Here is a 16,130-nt window from a genome sequence, read left to right as displayed (position 1 = left end):
TGACGCAGACCATGGGGAGGAGGGGCCGGGAATGGACGGACAAAGACGATTTGCGGTGATCGGAACGGACGCGCGGCTGGCGGCGGCAGGCCGGGCGCTGGCCCGTGCCGGGTTTGCGGTGGGCGGGCCGGAGCAGACGGCGCTGGCCGATTACATCTTACTGCCGCTGCCGCTGGACGAGAGCCGCACCCCGCTGGCGGAACTGCTGCGGGCCGCAAAACCGGGGGCGCTGGCACTGGGCGGAAAGCTCTCGGCGCAGGCAAGGCAGATCGCGGCGGAGGCGGGCGTGGAGCTGGTGGACTACTTTGCCCGGGAGGAACTGATCCTCTGCAACGCCATCCCGACAGCAGAGGGCTGCATTGGCATCCTGATGGCGGAGCGGACGCGGACGCTCTGGAACAGCGCCATCCTGCTGGCCGGTTTTGGGCCGGTGGGGCAGGCGCTTGGGGTACGGCTGGCGGCACTGGGCGCACAGGTGACGGTGGCCGCGCGGCGGCCGGCCCAGCGGGCACTGGCGGAGAGTTTCAGCCTGCGGGCGGTGGATCTGGCCCGGCTGAAACAGGCCGCTCCGGCCTTTGACACGGTGGTAAACACCATCCCGGCCCCTGTTCTGACGGAAGCCGTGCTGGCAGCCCTGCGGCCCGGGAGCCTGATCGTGGATCTGGCATCCAAGCCGGGCGGCACTGACTTTGCCGCAGCCCGGCGGCTGGGGCACCGGGCCATCCATGCCCTGAGCCTGCCTGCGGCCTGCGCCCCCGAAACGGCGGGCGAGGCTCTGGCCCGGACGGTCTGTGAGATCCTGGCGGAAAGGGAGGGGACACCATGAAAAGGCAATTGCGCGGGACAGTGGCGTTTGCGGTCTGCGGGAGCTTCTGCACGCTGGGCGCGGCGGTGGCTCAGGCTGAACAGCTGGTGCGGCAGGGCTGGGAGCTGCTGCCGGTGATGAGCTATGCGGCCTCCGGCCTGAACACCCGCTTTGGCCGGGCGGATGAGTGGAAGGATCGGCTGGAGACCCTGACCGGCCACAGGGTGCTGGATACCCTGCAGGATGTGGAGCCGCTGGGGCCGCGGCAGCTGGCCCGGGCACTGGTGGTGGCCCCCTGCACCGGTACCACACTGGCCCGGCTGGCGGCGGGCCTTTCCGACACGCCGGTCACGCTGGCGGCAAAAAGCCTGCTGCGGGTCGGGTGCCCGGTGCTGCTGGCTGTCTCCACCAACGATGGGCTGGGGGCTTCCGGGGAGAACATCGCCCGGCTGATGCAGCGCAAGCACTATTACTTTGTGCCCTACGGACAGGACGATGCAGCGCAGAAACCCCAGAGCCTGAAGGCGGATCTCACCCTGCTGCCCGCTGCACTGGAGGCTGCCCTGCACGGTCAGCAGCTGCAGCCGGTGCTCCGGGAGTGGAACTGAGGGTTTCTCTTTTCAGAGGGATAAAAATGTGGTATACTATATCATAATATCTTGAGATAGAGGAACTGGAATGAAAAAACACATCGCCATGCTGTGTGCGGTGCTTTTGACCGCACTGGCGGCGTTTGCGCCGGGCGCGGCAGCTGCCGGGCCTGCACTGACGGCTACGGAAGCGTACTGCATCATCGATGCCGACACCGGTCTGGTGCTGGCCCAGCAGAACATGAACGAGGAACTGCACCCGGCATCCATCACCAAGGTGATGACGCTGGGCCTTGCCTGTGAAAAGGCCCAGGGCAAGTGGGACAATGTCAAGCTGACGGTCAGCCACGAGGATGTCTACTCGCTGGCGGGCACCGATTCCAGCCACATCGCCCTGCAGGAAGGGGAGGAAGTGCCCCTGACCGATGCCCTGTATGCCACCATGATGGCCAGCGCCAACGATGGGGCCAACCTGCTGGCCGAATACTTCGGCGGCGGCTCCATTGAGGGCGGTGTGGCCGCCATGAACGCGCAGGCAAAGGAGCTGGGGCTGGAACACACCCACTTTGCCAACCCCCACGGCATCAGCGATGAGGACCACTACACCAGCTGCTATGACATGGCGCAGATCCTGCGCTGGGCGCTGACCCAGCCCGGGTTCGAGACCCTGTTTACCCGGAACGAGATGTACACCATGGGCCCGACCAATATCCAGCCCGTGACCCGGTACTTCCACCAGCAGGATAAAATGCGGGTGGGCTCCAGCCGGTACTATATCCCGGCCATCCTGGGTTCCAAGATCGGCTACACCAACATTGCCCGGTACAGCTATGTCTGCCTGGCGGAGCAGAACGGCGTGCGGCTGATCTGCGTGACCATGCAGAGCCAGATCAAGACCGACAAATACAACGATGTCCGCACCCTGCTGGACGATGCCTTTGCCCGCTACACCGGCTACACCGAGATCCCTGCCCAGGGCGTGACCGGGGAGCTGGAAGTGGCGGGCGGCGGCAGCACGCTGGGCACGGTGACGGTTTCTGACCCGGGCGTGAAGCTGCTGCTGGCCGACGGCCTGACCGCTGCGGATGTGTCGGTCACGCTGGAACTGCCCGAACGATACCTCTTGGGGGTTGACCCGGCGGTGTATGCGGTGTATACCATTCATGGGCGGGACGTGCAGGAAACGGCCAGCGTCCGGGTGCCTGCCGCTGTGACCGGGCTGGAGGAGCTGCTGGCCAAGAGCGCCAACGCCACCCTGCCCGCCTCCCGGGATGTGGGGCCGAAGAGGATCGCAGGCGGCCTGCTGGCCATCTCGGTCGGTGCCACCGTGCTGGCCGCTCTTGCTGCGTTCGGCGTGGTGCGGCTGAGAATAAAATGGAAGAAACGTAAATCAAGAAGTAAGCACTGACCCGTTTCGCCAGAGGCTCCCCTACCAGGGGAGCTGTCGAGCGATTGCGAGACTGAGAGGTTGTATGAAGGGAAAGCTTCTCCTCTGTCCAACCTCTTCGTCATTGCTGACGCAATGCCACCTCCCCTAGTAGGGGAGGCCTTGGCAGGAAGGGACAGTTTGATCTATCGCGCAAAAGCCCGCAAGGACTTTTCCATATACTACAAACAGACAAAATTTTCTGAAAGAAAACAGAGAGGAAAAAGAAATATGGGCAAGTTTACGTTTACTGAGACCGAGATCCCTGGTGTTGTGGTCATTGAGCCGCAGGTGTTCGGTGATGACCGCGGTTATTTCATGGAGACCTACCAGAAGGATCAGTTTGCTGCTGCCGGCATCGACAAGGAGTTCGTGCAGGACAACCAGAGCCGCTCCACCCGCGGCGTGCTGCGCGGCCTGCATTTCCAGAAGAACCACACCCAGGGCAAGCTGGTGCGTGTGACCAAGGGCGAGGTCTATGATGTTGCCGTGGACTGCCGCCCCCACAGCGCCACCTTTGGCAAGTGGGTGGGCGTGACCCTGAGCGAGGAGAACAAGAAGATGTTCTATATCCCTGAGGGCTTTGCCCACGGCTTCCTGGTGCTGAGCGATGTGGCCGAGTTCTGCTACAAGTGCACCGATGTCTATGACCCCACCAGCGAGGGCGGCATCCCCTACGATGACCCCACCGTGAACGTGCAGTGGCCCGACTGCGGCTGTGAGCACAAGACCAGCGCAAAGGACAAGCTGCATGAGCCCTTTGCAGCCCAGAAGTTTGAATTCTTTGAAAAGTGGTGATAGCCCGTGGCGAAACTGAAAGGAATGTTCAACGGCTTCTGGCGCTACCGCTATCTGCTGTGGAATCTGGTCAGCCGTGATTTCAAGCTGAAATACCGCCGCAGCGTGCTGGGTGTGCTGTGGAGCGTGCTGAACCCCCTGCTGATGTGCCTGGTCTACTGGGCTGTGTTCAGCAGCCTGATGGATATGCGGGGCAGCGGCATCGACAACTTCCCGGTGTTCCTGATGTGCGGTCAGCTGCTCTTCAACTTCTTCAACGAGGCCACCTCCTCCAGCATGAGCAGCGTGCTCAGCGCCGCCCCCCTGCTGAAAAAGGTGTATATCCCCAAGTATATCTTCCCGCTGGAAAAGTGCTGCTTTGCCATGGTGAACTGCGTGTTCAGCTTTGTGGCCCTGCTGCTGGTGATGGTCTTTACCGGCGCGCCCTTCCACCTGACCCTTCTGGAAGCGCTCTACCCGCTCATCACCCTCTTCTTCTTCAGCCTGGGGGTGGGCCTGTTCCTGGCGGCGGCAACGGTGTTCTTCCGGGACATCATGCACATCTGGAGCGTGTTCATCACGGCGCTGCTCTACTTCTCCGCCATCTTCTATGACCCTACCCAGATGACCTTTTCCATCGGCGGGTTCAACATGCAGCAGATCATCAAGCTGAACCCCATGTACTGGTATATCACCGGCTTCCGCCGCACCCTGATGTGGGGCATCCCGCTGGACCTCAACATGTTTGCGGTCTGCGGCATCTGCGCAGTGGTCTCCATGTGGGTGGGCGTGCACATGTTCCGCAAAACGCAGGATCGTTTTGTGCTGCATATTTAAGGAGGGGAGAAGAATGGAACCGATCATCAAAGTGGACAACGTGTCCATGTGCTTCAACCTCTCCACCGAAAAGCACGAGAGCCTGAAGGAATATCTGCTGGCCATGGTGCAGGGCCGCCTGCAGTACGACGAGTTTTACGCCCTGAAGGACGTGAGCCTGGACATCATGCCCGGCGATTTTTACGGTCTGGTGGGCCTGAACGGCTCGGGCAAATCTACCCTGCTCAAGACCATTGCGGGCGTGTACAAGCCCACCAGGGGCAAGGTCACCGTCAACGGCACCATCGCCCCGCTCATCGAGCTGGGTGCGGGCTTTGATATGGACCTGACCGCCCGGGAGAACATCTACCTCAACGGCACGGTGCTGGGGTTCTCGCCCAAGTATCTGGACGAGAAGTTCGACGAGATCGTGGAGTTCAGCGAGCTGCAGAACTTTCTGGATGTGCCGCTGAAAAACTACTCCTCCGGCATGGTGGCCCGCATCGGCTTTGCCATTGCCACCATCACCAAGCCCGATATCCTGATCGCGGATGAGGTGCTCTCGGTGGGCGACTTCCTGTTCCAGCAGAAATGCGAAAAGCGGATGAAGGAGCTGATGGCAGGCGGCACCACCGTCATTCTGGTCTCTCACTCCATCGAGCAGATCGAGCGGATGTGCAGCAAGGTGGCATGGCTGAGCCACGGCCACCTGAAAATGAACGGCGATACCGAGACAGTCTGCGCGGCCTACAAGGCCACCCAGCGCGGCGAGGCCTGAGCCATGAATGTGCGATTGAAACGTGCCAGAGAGCTGGCAGGCTATGCGGTCCAGCTGACAAAGGACGAGGGTCTGGGCACCATGCTGGCCCGGGGCGCGGGTTTTGTCAGGCGGCGGTGCTTTGGCAAAAAGGCCCGCTACCTGCCCGCAAAAAAGGTGCTGGAAGCCCAGAGAGCCGAAATGGCAGGAAAAAATTTTGAAAACTGCCAACTTTCGACGATTTCCGTGTTGACACCGTTGTATAATACTCCTGAGGTGTTTCTGCGGCAGTTTCTGGATTCCTTCGTGAACCAGACAGCCCCCAATGGTGAGCTCTGCCTGGCGGATGCCTCCGATGCCGCCCACAGCAGTGTGGGGGATATCGTAAGGGAATATCAGGCAAAATATCAACACATCGTATACAAAAAGATCGAAAACAAGGGCATTGCGGCCAACACCAACGCCGCCGCTGAACTGGCATCGGGGGAATATCTGGCGCTGGCCGACCACGATGACATCCTTGCGCCCCACGCCATGTATACCATGGGCCGGGCGATCCGGCAGCTGCGTGAGGCAGGGGAGCCGGACGGCTTCCTGTACAGCGACGAGGCCCTCTTCACCAAAAAGATCGAAAAGCCGCTGGTGGCCCACTTCAAACCCGATTACGCCCCGGATTATCTGCTCTGCTGCAACTACATCTGCCATCTGGCCGTGTTCCGGCGGGAGCTGTTCGAGCAGGTGGGCGGGGAACGCCCCGAGTGTGATGGCAGTCAGGACCACGACCTTTTCCTCCGGCTCATTGAGCAGGTGGGCGGCGCGGCCCATGTGCCGCAGGTGCTCTACTACTGGCGGGTGCACGAAGGCTCGACCTCCGGCGGCACCGATGCCAAGCCTTACGTTGCCAAAGCGGCAAAGAAGGCGCTGGCCGACCATCTGGAGCGCACCGGCCGCACCGGTACCATAGAGGATGGCCTGTACCCCAGCACCTATCGGGTCAGGTGGGACATTGTGGGGGAACCGAAGGTGAGTATCCTCATCCCCAACAAGGATCACACCGAGGATCTGGAAAAGTGCCTGCAGAGCATCTGGAAAAAGACCACCTGGGACCGGTTCGAGGTCATCGTCATTGAGAACAACTCCACAGACCCGGCCACCTTTGCCTATTACGAGAAGGCCCGGCAGCGGTACGATGGCCTGAAGGTGGTCACCTACCCGGGCAAGGGCTTCAACTTCTCGGCCATCAACAACTTTGGCCGGAAAGCGGCAGAGGGCGACTATCTGCTGCTGCTCAACAACGATGTGGAAGTGGTGAACGGCGACTGGCTCACGGAGCTGCTCCGGCAGTGCGCCCACCCCGGCGGCGCGGCGATCTGCGGTGCCATGCTCTGGTACCCGGATGAGACCATCCAGCACGCCGGGATCGTGACCGGTCTGGGCGGCTACGCGGGCCACAGCCACAAGTATAAGAAAAAGGGCGGCAGCGGCTATCTGTTCCGCACCTCTACCGTGCAGGACTTCTCCGGCGTGACCGGTGCCTGCCTGCTGGTAAAGACCGCCGTCTATGACGAGATGCACGGGCTGGACGAGCAGTTCGCCGTGGCCTTCAACGATGTGGACTTCTGCCTGCGGGTGCGGGATGCGGGCTACCGCATTGCCTGGACCCCCTACGCCGAGCTCATCCACTATGAGAGCAAGAGCCGGGGCGGGGATGAAAAAGACCCCGTTAAGGCGGCCCGCTTTGCGGCGGAACAGCAGCGGCTCTACACCATCCACGGCAAGGAAAACATTCTGGATGACCCCTACTACAACCCCAACCTGACCCGTGACCGGGAGGATTTTTCGGAGAGCGACGATCTGCGCAGGTTGAAAGAGGGCAGGGTAACGGTAAGATTCCGGGGAGGTACCCTCCAATGAACATCAAGGGACACTTTGAGACCATCACCCGGCATAAACTGCTGGTGATGAAGTATTGCTTTGAATGCGGCCTTTATCAGCAGGGCCTGACCCATGACCTGAGCAAGTACAGCCCCACCGAGTTCATCCCGGGCTGCATCTACTATCAGGGCGACCACAGCCCCAACGAGGCAGAGCGCGCCGCCCGGGGCTATTCCTCGGCATGGCTCCACCATAAGGGCCGCAACAAGCACCATCTGGAATACTGGATCGACTACACAACCAACAAATCCGGCCTGGGCGGCATGAAAATGCCCCTGCGCTATGTCTGCGAGATGGTCTGCGACCGCGTGGCGGCCAGCCAGATCTATCTGGGCGACAAGTACACCGACGCATCCCCGTGGCAGTATTATGAAAAGAGCAAGGATCACTATCTGCTCCATCCCGAAACAAGGGCACTGCTGGAAAAGCTGCTGCTGATGGTCCGGGATCTGGGGCAGGAGCGCACCTTTGCCTACATAAGATTCCTGCTCGGGTGTGAAGATAACGATTAAATAAAATCAAGGAGGCATTGCAATGAAACGTTTCAAAAAAGTTCTGGCACTCGTTCTGGCCGGTGTTCTGGCACTGGCAATGCTGACCGCCTGCGACGGTGGCACCACCGACCCGGATAGCATAATGCCGGAGGACGGTACTCCCGAAGTGGTGATGACCGTGAATAACATGGCTGCCAATAAGGGCCTGGGCCAGGTTAAGTACAGTGCAAAGTACAGCGCAGTGACGAAGGCTCTGCTGGAGAACTGGCTGGAGTATACCAATAACAAGATCAATAACACGACCTACTGGGAAAATTACCGTAAGATCACTGCTGAACTGGGCAGTGTGAAGATTGTGGTTGGCATGACCAAAGATTACCGTCCCATCACCAGTGATTATAACCCCGCTTCCAAGACCAGCTTCAAGTATGATTCTCTGTTCAAGGACGAGAGCGTATTCAATCTGGCTGAAAAGATCGGCGTTGCATACGTTACCACTTCTAACGGCACTGTCTATCAGGCGGTCTGCCTGTTCGACGTGAACTGAGCATCACATAACGCCAAAACAGCATAACGCATAAAAAGCCCCCGGAAGCGGCGCGAACCGCTTTCCGGGGGCTTTTGTGTCAGAGAAACCGCTTACTGCTCGTTCTCGTAGATCTTAATATAGTGGGGGGCGTTTCTGTCCTGCACAAAGAGAAGCGTGCAGGTGAGTGCGGCGGCTAAGAACGTGAAGATGGCAAGCAGAGCTTTGAGAACTTTCATGGTATCCGATCCTCCTTGGCGGGCATGGCCCGGTCGTTCAAATGCGGAGCAGGGGACGTTCCGCAGGGTCATTAGCAACAGTATACCATAATCCCGGCAGAAAGGCAAACGGTAGTAAAGTTGCGTGAAGTTGGTGGTTGTTAATAAAAAAACAATTGGTTAGATACGACTAATCGTTAAAAATGGCAAAGAAAATTGAGGAAATTGCATCATTTTGGTGCTGTTGTCGTTGAACTTCCGGCTGTAAAATGATACAATAACTGTGTTAAGCAGCTGCTGTCCCTGCCGCAGTGCGCCCGCATGAGGGCAGGGGTGGCAATTCAAGCAGAATGGGGGATTTATTCCATGTTGAACAAGCTGAAACGTGCGGCGCTTGGCGCGCATACGCCGCATGACAAGGCAACCGCTGCAAGCAAACCAGTTCCGATGCCTCTGCCCGCGCAGGTACGCATCCTGATGAGCCAGCACATCGGCGCTCCGGCGAAAGCCCTGGTCAAAAAGGGCGACGAAGTGTTTGTTGGCACTAAGATCGGCGAAGCAGGCGGTTTTGTCTCTGCAAATATCCACTCCAGTGTTTCTGGTACCGTGGCCGCTGTGGAACCCTTCCGTCTCTCCAATGGCCGGATGTGCGACTCTGTTGTCATCAAGACCGATGGCAAGCAGACCGTGGACCCTGCCGTGAAGGCACCTGAGGTCACCGACAAGGCCAGCTTCCTGGCAGCCGTGCGTGAGTGCGGCCTGGTGGGTCTGGGCGGCGCAGGCTTCCCGACCGATGTCAAGCTGCAGCCCAAGCAGACCGTGGACACCCTGCTCATCAACGCTTCCGAGTGTGAAGTCTGGCTGACCAGCGACACGCAGGAGATGCTGAACTGCAGCGATGATATCGTCCGCGGCATCGAGGCCGTGCTGAAGTACACCGGCATCCCGAAGTGCATCATCGGCATTGAGAACAACAAGCCCGAGTGCATCGAGCTGTTGAACCAGAAGACCAAAGACAAGCCCGCCATCGAGGTCAAGGCACTGCCCAGTGTTTACGGCACCGGCGCAGAGCTGATCCTGATCGAGAAGTGCCTGGGCCGCGAGGTGCCGCATGGCGGTCTGCCCGCAGATGCAGGTGCCATCGTGATGAACGTGACCTCTGTTTCTACCCTGGGCAAGTACCTGGCTACCGGTATGCCGGTGGTCAGCCGCTGCATCACCGTGGACGGTGATGCCTGCGCAAAGCCCCAGAACCTGATCGTTCCCGTAGGCACTGCCTACGAGGATGTTCTGAACGCTGCCGGCATCAAGGGCGGCGTGGAGCTGGGCAAGGTGGTTGCCGGCGGTGCCATGATGGGCCCCGCTGTGGAGAACCTGAGCTACCCCACCACCAAGACCACCTCCGGCCTGATCATGCTCAGCGCCGCTGCTGCAGAGCCCCCGCAGGTCAACCCCTGCATCCGCTGCGGCCGCTGCGTGGAGTACTGCCCCATGGGTCTGGAGCCCGTGGAGGTCAACCAGGCTTACGCTGCCCGCGACGTTCAGGAGCTGGGCAAGCTGCATGTTGATTACTGCTTCAACTGCGGCTCCTGCACCTTTGTCTGCCCGGCAAAGCGCCCCTGCACCCAGATGATGGGCCTGGCAAAGGCGTTCTATCTTGGTGAAATCAAAAAAGGAGGCAATAAGTAATGGATACGAAGCTTATTGTTTCGGCCTCCCCGCACCTGCGCAGTGAGGAAACGACCCAGAGCCTGATGGCCAACGTGATCGTTGCCCTGTGCCCCTGTGTGGTGGCCTCTGCAATCATCTTTGGCGCGCGTGCCCTGCTGGTCACTGCAGTGTCCGTTGTGGCATGCGTGGCCTTTGAGTGGCTGTACTGCAAGCTGCTGAAGAAGGCAAACCCCATCAGCGACCTGTCCGCTGTGGTCACCGGTATCATTCTGGCCATGAACGTGCCCGTGGGCATGCCCATCGGCCAGCTCATCATCGGCGACCTGGTTGCCATCATCGTGGTCAAGCAGCTGTTCGGCGGCATTGGCATGAACTTTGCAAACCCTGCACTGGTGGGCCGTATCGTGCTGTTCATCAGCTTTGCCGGTTCCATGAACAATTGGGTGTTCCCCGATGCAGCGGTTGACCAGCTGTCCAGCGCTACCCCGCTGGCTGTGGCTGACACCAGCAAGCTGAGCCTGCTGGATCTGTTCATGGGTGTGCACGGCGGTGTTCTGGGCGAGACCTGCGCTCTGGCCATCCTGCTGGGCCTGATTTATATGGTGGCCACCAAGACCATCAGCATCGCCATCCCCGCTTCTTACATCGGCAGCATGTTTATCTTCTACCTGATCTCCACCGGCAGCCTGCACGGCGCACTGGTCGGCATCCTGTCCGGCGGCCTGATGTTCGGTGCTGTGTTCATGGCAACGGACTATGTCACCAGCCCCTTTACCCTGAAGGGCAAGCTGATCTACGGCCTGTGCCTGGGCATCGTCACCTTCGCCATCCGTCAGTGGGGCAGCTACGCCGAGGGCGTTTCCTTCGCGCTGCTGTTTATGAACCTGTGGGTCCCCTTTATCAACGATTGGACCCGTCAGACTCCTTACGGCTATGTTAAGCCTGCAAAGAAAGCAAAGGAGGGTGCTGGCAAATGAATAAGAATTCTTCCTGGGAGACCAGTGTAAAGCCTGTTGTTGTGCTGAGCGTGATCGCACTGATCGTCAGCCTGCTGCTGGCCATGGTCAACTCCTTTACGGCTCCCATCATTGAGGAAAACCAGAAGGCCGCAACGCTGGCTGCCTATGTGGACGTGATGCCCACCGTTTCCAGCGCCTCCGATCTGGACGAAGTGACCGACTACACCACCGAGAACATCACCGGTGCTGTAAAGGCCAGCGACGGCTCCCTGGCCATCAAGGCTGAGGAAAAGGGCTTTGACGGCGGCATCCTGTCCGTCATCATCGGCTTCGACACCAACGGCACTGTCACCGGCATCTGGGTGGACGCTTCTACCCAGACCAAGGGCATCGGCAGCAACGTTGCCACCGACAGCTTCCTTGCTCAGTTCGATGGCATGGATGGCACCCAGAACATCACCCTGGGCCAGGGCTACGACGCATACAGCGGCGCAACCATTTCCTCTAAGGCTCTGTTTGCCGCCATCAACGATTGCATCAACTGCTACAACGAGTTGGCATAAAGGAGGTTGGTAAGAAATGGCAAGCGAAAACAAGTCCAAGGTAAGCATCCTTACCAACGGCATCATCAAAGAAAACCCCGTTCTGCGTCTGGTTCTGGGCACCTGCTCCTGCCTGGCTGTTACCACGGCAGTTTCCAGCGCGCTGGGCATGGGCGCAGCCTTCACCTTCGTGCTGGTGTGCTCCAACATCCTGATCTCGCTGCTGCGCAACGTGATCCCCGCTAAAGTCCACCTGCCCTGCTACATCGTCATCATTGCAGGCTTCGTGACCATCGTTCAGATGGTGATGCACGCCTACATGGACAGCCTGTACACCGCACTGGGCGTGTTCCTGCCCCTGATCGTTGTCAACTGCATCATTCTGGGCCGTGCCGAGATGTTTGCCTGCAAGAACAATGTGGTGGATTCCGCACTGGACGGCATCGGCATGGGCATCGGCTACACCCTCACCGTGGTGCTGATGGCCTCCATCCGTGAGATCCTGGGCAGCGGCACCTGGCTGGGCTTCCAGATTCTGCCCGAGAGCATGGCCAAGATGAGCATTATGACCCAGGCTCCCGGCGCATTCTTCTGCTACGGCGTGCTGATGGCCGGCTGCGTCTGGCTGGAAGGCAAGCTGGATGCCCGCATCGAGCGCAAGAGCTGCTGCGACCTCGACAACCTGAAGAAGGAGGCAGAATAAGATGTTAGTCAAACTTGCTGCGATCTTCTTCAGCATGATCCTGGTGAACAACTACGTGCTGGTGAAGTTCTACGGTATCTGCCCGTTCCTGGGCGTTTCCAAGAAGCTGGATTCCTCCATTGGTATGTCCGGCGCTGTTATCTTTGTTATGCTGGTGGCAACGGCTGTCACCTTCCCCATCCAGATCTTCGTTCTGAACCCGGCTGACCTGGGCTACCTGCAGACCATCGTGTTCATCCTGGTCATTGCAGTGCTGGTGCAGTTCATCGAGATCTTCCTGAAGAAGTATGTTGTTGCACTGTACAATTCTCTGGGCGTTTACCTGCCCCTGATCACCACCAACTGCTGCGTGCTGGCCGTGACCATTCTGGTCGTGGACGACTACGGCGCAGACGTTGCTACCCTTGGCTTTGCCGCTGCCTACATTGAGGCTCTGGTCTGTGCCGTGGGTGCAGGTGTCGGCTTTATGCTGGCCATGGTCATGTTCAGCGGCGTGCGCAAGCGTGTGGAAGCCTGCGATCCCCCGGCACCCTTCAAGGGCCTGCCCATCACCCTGATCGCAGCAGCCATCACCAGCCTGTCCTTTATGGGCTTCGGCGGTCTCGTCGAAAACCTGTTCAACGTGACGCTGTAAGGGAGGAACAGGATTATGAATATTGTATCTGCTGTGATCCTCTGTACCATCGTGGGCGCGATCGGTGCCGTTGTTCTGGTGCTGGCCGCAAAGTTCATGGCGGTTGAGGAAGACCCCCGTATTGAAGAAGTTTCTGCCTGCCTGGCCGGTGCAAACTGCGGCGGCTGCGGCTACGCCGGCTGTGCCGACTACGCAAAGGCCGTTGTTATGGACGGCGTTCCCTGCGACAAGTGCGCCCCCGGCGGCCCCAAGGCTGCTGCCGCCATTGCCAAGATCATGGGCGGTGAGGCAAGCGCCGTGGAGAAGAAGGCTGTGGTCCAGTGCCAGGGCAACTCCGAGCACTGCAAGCCCAGCTACGAGTACAAGGGCATCCAGACCTGCGCTGCTGCTGCCACCCTGTACGGCGGCCCCAAGACCTGTACCTTTGCCTGCATCGGCCTGGGCGACTGCACCAAGGTGTGTAAGTTCGATGCCATCCACATTGTGGACGGCGTGGCCAAGGTGGACAAGGACAAGTGTACCGGCTGTGGTGCCTGCGCCAACATCTGCCCCAAGCACGTCATTATGATCGACGCAGGCGGCCCCCGCAAGCCCGTGGTCATGTGCTCCAATCAGGATAAGGGCCCCGTTGCCATGAAGGCCTGCACCACTTCCTGCATTGCCTGCGGCATGTGCGAGCGCACCTGTAAGTTTGATGCCATCCACGTTGTGGACGGCGTGGCCCGTGTGGACTACGACAAGTGCAAGGGCTGCGGCATGTGCGCCCAGAAGTGCCCCAAGCACATCATCCTCTTCCCGCTGAAGGACGATCCGAATCCCCCCAAGCCCGTGGTGAAGCAGGCTCCGAAGCCCGCTGCCGCTCCTGCCGCTCCGGCAGAGCCCGCCGCAAAGGCTGAGGAAGCAAAGGCTCCCGAGGCCCCCAAGGCTGAGTAAGCGGAATCCATTGTAATAGGACAAAGCGCCCCCATTGCTCCTTTGAGTGATGGGGGCGCTTTTTGGTGGCTCAAACCCCCAGTCGCCTTGCGGCGACAGCCCCCGCTAGTAGGGGGGGCCTTGGCATTTCGTGAAGCCTTATGGTTTTGCCAAGGCCGCCCCTATTAGGGGCGGTGGCATCCCGAAGGGATGACGGTGGGGTTTTCCATCTCCTCCGAAAACTTTTTTCAAAAAATTCCGAAAAAAAGTGAAAGGAATCTGCGTTTCATGTATTATAGAGAGTGAAACTGCGAAGATACAACACAAAACTGCGCGATATATCAATGCGGCGGGCGGTGCGGATAAGTTAGACTGCTCTACTCCCCGCAATATATTACGGCGGTTCATAACGTGCTGTATATCGCAGAATATTTTGTCTGAAAAGGGGAAGGAAAAATAAAATTTCACTATTGAAAATACTGGATATACATGCTATAATTACGATAATGGGTTTGTCTGGTAAAAATAACCTGCCAAGGGAAAGAAAAACGACAAAAGTTGAATATCTTTTCCTCCGGCTTTGCCAAAAATACTATGATGCAGGGAGGGCTCCACTGTGCGGAAAAATCATCACGGAAAAAAAGATAGGCTAACGTGAAAAGAATGCGTAAAGTATCCCCCGGGCTCGTCTGCATCGTGCTGGGTGTGGTGCTCCTGCTGGCGGCGGGCGGCCTGTACGCCTACAACCGCTACGAGGATGCCCACGCCGGTGCCGAGGCCCAGACCGTGGTGGCCGACCTTCAGCAGAAGGTGGAGACCCCGGAACCGGAGGCAGAGAGCGGCCCTCTGGACCCCGAGCTCCCGGTGGTGGAGGTCGATGGCAACGAATATGTGGGTGAGATCTCCATTCCCGCCATCGGCATTGACCTGCCGGTGATGAGCGAGTGGAGCTACCCCCGCCTGAAGATCGCCCCCTGCCGCCAGTTCGGCTCTTCCCGCACCGATGATCTGGTCATTGCGGCGCACAACTACGAGAGCCATTTCGGCAAGCTGACCTCCCTCACAGCGGGGGACAACGTCACCTTCACCGATATGGACGGCATCGTGAATGAGTACGTCGTGAACAAGGTCGAAGTGCTTGACCCCCACAGTGTGGAGGAAGTGGAACACAGCGGCTACGCCCTGGTGCTGTACACCTGCACCTATGGCGGCAAGACCCGTGTCACCGTCTTCTGTGATCGTGCATCGTAAAAATCAAGGCTGAAAAACAAAAAGAAGCCCCGACATTTGTCGGGGCTTCTTTTTTACTATGTGGGAACTCCCTCCGTCATTGCTGACGCAATGCCACCTCCCTCTCAGAGAGAGGCTTTTCGCTGCCGTAAGGCTCCCTCCTAGAGGGAGCTGTCGCCGGAGGCGACTGAGGGAGTTACTGTTTTTTCCACCGCCGCATCACGCCCATGCCCAACGCATAGGGGCCGGTGTGCACGGCAATGGTGCAGCCGATCTGCAGCAGGACCACATTGCACTCGCAGGTGGGGTACTTGGCGCGCAGGGCGGCGCGGGTCTGCATCCAGAGCCGCTTGCCCTCGTCGGCATCGTAGCCGTAGCCCACCGTGATGCAGTAGTCATCGGGTGTGCCGTTGTGTTCGGCCAGATAGGTCATCAGCAGGTCGAGGGCCTTCTCAAAGCTCTTCTGGCGGCCGCGGGCCACGCCAGCGGAGAAGATCTCGCCCTCCTTGAACAGGATCATGGGTTTGATGCCCAGAATATTGGCGGCACGGCCCGTGACTTTGCCGATGCGCCCGCCCTTGATGAGGTAGTCCAGATTACCCACCGTGAAGAAGATCTGGTTGGTGATCTTTTCCGCTTCCAGCCAGGTCACGGCTTCGTCCAGCGTACAGCCTGCATCCCGCATAGCCACCGCGTTTTCCACCACGATGGATTCGGTCACGGTGGCGGCGGTGCTGTCAATGACCTCGATCTTAGCATCGGGGAAATCCTCCAGCACCAGCTCCCGGGCGTTGCGGGCACTGCCCACGCAGCCGCTCATCTTGCTGGTAAAGCAGATGCAGAGCACCGGGCGGCCCGCCTCGGCATGGGCCCGGAAGACGGTCTCAAAATCCTCCAGAGAAGGCAGGCTGGTCTTGGGGTAGGCCGCGGGGTTATCTACCATGAACTGGTAGAAATCGCGCACGGCGATCTCCTTGCCTTCCTTGCGGTAGTGCTCACCGTCCAGCGAGACATAGAAGGGGATGATCTCAATATTCAGTGTTGCGGCCGTCTCAGGGGTCAGGTCACAGGCGCTGTCCGTGATGATATCAAACATAGTCACGCTTCCTTTTCAATGCGGCGGGTTCTGTGGCGC

At 59.1% G+C, this 16,130-nt stretch carries 18 protein-coding genes; 16 read left to right on the top strand and 2 right to left on the bottom strand.

Features of this window, described 5'->3' with window-relative positions:
* The first annotated feature begins 31 nt into the window (after window positions 1-31).
* The 9 genes from ACKXGA_RS07980 (at window position 32) to ACKXGA_RS07940 (ending at window position 8,147) form a co-directional block, all read left to right on the top strand.
* Window positions 32-826, top strand: coding sequence for an NAD(P)-binding domain-containing protein (locus tag ACKXGA_RS07980; RefSeq protein WP_423729243.1), 795 nt, complete (start codon window positions 32-34; stop codon window positions 824-826).
* Window positions 823-1,413 carry a dipicolinate synthase subunit B gene (locus tag ACKXGA_RS07975; RefSeq protein ID WP_097771569.1) on the top strand — a complete coding sequence of 197 codons (591 nt, stop codon included), beginning with the start codon at window positions 823-825 and terminating at the stop codon, window positions 1,411-1,413. The genes ACKXGA_RS07980 and ACKXGA_RS07975 overlap by 4 nt, the downstream gene beginning before the upstream one ends.
* 70 nt (window positions 1,414-1,483) lie before the next feature.
* Window positions 1,484-2,803, top strand: a complete 1,320-nt coding sequence (locus tag ACKXGA_RS07970; RefSeq protein WP_423729242.1) for a D-alanyl-D-alanine carboxypeptidase family protein — start codon at window positions 1,484-1,486, stop codon at window positions 2,801-2,803.
* 249 nt (window positions 2,804-3,052) lie between these two features.
* Window positions 3,053-3,619, top strand: coding sequence for a dTDP-4-dehydrorhamnose 3,5-epimerase (rfbC, locus tag ACKXGA_RS07965; RefSeq protein ID WP_005935131.1), 567 nt, complete (start codon window positions 3,053-3,055; stop codon window positions 3,617-3,619).
* Between the two features lie 6 nt (window positions 3,620-3,625).
* Window positions 3,626-4,435, top strand: a complete 810-nt coding sequence (locus ACKXGA_RS07960) for an ABC transporter permease (RefSeq protein ID WP_423729241.1) — start codon at window positions 3,626-3,628, stop codon at window positions 4,433-4,435.
* Between the two features lie 13 nt (window positions 4,436-4,448).
* On the top strand, window positions 4,449-5,192 hold the full coding sequence (locus ACKXGA_RS07955; protein ID WP_097771572.1) for an ABC transporter ATP-binding protein: 744 nt from the start codon (window positions 4,449-4,451) through the stop codon (window positions 5,190-5,192).
* A 3-nt stretch (window positions 5,193-5,195) separates the two neighbouring features.
* Complete coding sequence (locus tag ACKXGA_RS07950; RefSeq protein WP_423729240.1) at window positions 5,196-7,085, top strand: glycosyltransferase family 2 protein; 1,890 nt, start codon at window positions 5,196-5,198, stop codon at window positions 7,083-7,085.
* Entirely contained in the window at window positions 7,082-7,618 is a 537-nt protein-coding gene (locus ACKXGA_RS07945) for a DUF5662 family protein (protein ID WP_097773294.1), read from the top strand. The genes ACKXGA_RS07950 and ACKXGA_RS07945 overlap by 4 nt, the downstream gene beginning before the upstream one ends.
* A 22-nt stretch (window positions 7,619-7,640) precedes the next feature.
* Window positions 7,641-8,147: a hypothetical protein gene (locus ACKXGA_RS07940; RefSeq protein ID WP_423729239.1), complete on the top strand. Its 507-nt coding sequence runs from the start codon at window positions 7,641-7,643 to the stop codon at window positions 8,145-8,147.
* A gap of 92 nt (window positions 8,148-8,239) precedes the next feature.
* Here the strand turns inward: ACKXGA_RS07940 and ACKXGA_RS07935 are convergent, their stop codons facing one another.
* Complete coding sequence (locus ACKXGA_RS07935; protein ID WP_005935143.1) at window positions 8,240-8,365, bottom strand: hypothetical protein; 126 nt, start codon at window positions 8,363-8,365, stop codon at window positions 8,240-8,242.
* Window positions 8,366-8,710: 345 nt separating this feature from the next.
* Between ACKXGA_RS07935 and rsxC the strand changes: the two genes are divergently transcribed.
* The 7 genes from rsxC to ACKXGA_RS07900 all read left to right on the top strand — a co-directional run bounded on the left by rsxC (window position 8,711) and on the right by ACKXGA_RS07900 (window position 15,016).
* Complete coding sequence (gene rsxC / locus ACKXGA_RS07930) at window positions 8,711-10,033, top strand: electron transport complex subunit RsxC (protein WP_227622398.1); 1,323 nt, start codon at window positions 8,711-8,713, stop codon at window positions 10,031-10,033.
* On the top strand, window positions 10,033-10,992 hold the full coding sequence (locus ACKXGA_RS07925) for an RnfABCDGE type electron transport complex subunit D (RefSeq protein ID WP_005935147.1): 960 nt from the start codon (window positions 10,033-10,035) through the stop codon (window positions 10,990-10,992). The genes rsxC and ACKXGA_RS07925 overlap by 1 nt, the downstream gene beginning before the upstream one ends.
* On the top strand, window positions 10,989-11,537 hold the full coding sequence (locus ACKXGA_RS07920; protein WP_423729238.1) for an FMN-binding protein: 549 nt from the start codon (window positions 10,989-10,991) through the stop codon (window positions 11,535-11,537). The genes ACKXGA_RS07925 and ACKXGA_RS07920 overlap by 4 nt, the downstream gene beginning before the upstream one ends.
* Before the next feature lie 16 nt (window positions 11,538-11,553).
* Entirely contained in the window at window positions 11,554-12,219 is a 666-nt protein-coding gene (rsxE, locus tag ACKXGA_RS07915; RefSeq protein ID WP_238078350.1) for an electron transport complex subunit RsxE, read from the top strand.
* 1 nt (window position 12,220) lies between these two features.
* Entirely contained in the window at window positions 12,221-12,853 is a 633-nt protein-coding gene (locus ACKXGA_RS07910; protein ID WP_097771578.1) for an electron transport complex protein RnfA, read from the top strand.
* A gap of 15 nt (window positions 12,854-12,868) precedes the next feature.
* A complete protein-coding gene (locus tag ACKXGA_RS07905; RefSeq protein ID WP_156067485.1) occupies window positions 12,869-13,786 on the top strand; it encodes an RnfABCDGE type electron transport complex subunit B in 918 nt (305 codons plus the stop codon).
* 642 nt (window positions 13,787-14,428) lie between these two features.
* Window positions 14,429-15,016 (top strand): sortase, encoded by a 588-nt coding sequence (locus ACKXGA_RS07900; protein ID WP_156076358.1) that lies wholly within the window; start codon window positions 14,429-14,431, stop codon window positions 15,014-15,016.
* Between the two features lie 175 nt (window positions 15,017-15,191).
* Here the strand turns inward: ACKXGA_RS07900 and ACKXGA_RS07895 are convergent, their stop codons facing one another.
* Complete coding sequence (locus ACKXGA_RS07895; RefSeq protein ID WP_117477133.1) at window positions 15,192-16,091, bottom strand: DegV family protein; 900 nt, start codon at window positions 16,089-16,091, stop codon at window positions 15,192-15,194.
* Window positions 16,092-16,130: the final 39 nt, after the last annotated feature.

Origin of the sequence: Faecalibacterium hominis (ex Afrizal et al. 2022), from assembly GCF_049545105.1 — a bacterium.
GTDB lineage: Bacteria > Bacillota > Clostridia > Oscillospirales > Ruminococcaceae > Faecalibacterium > Faecalibacterium duncaniae.
Note: the sequence above shows the minus strand (reverse complement) of the source record. Positions and strands in the feature narration are given on the sequence as shown.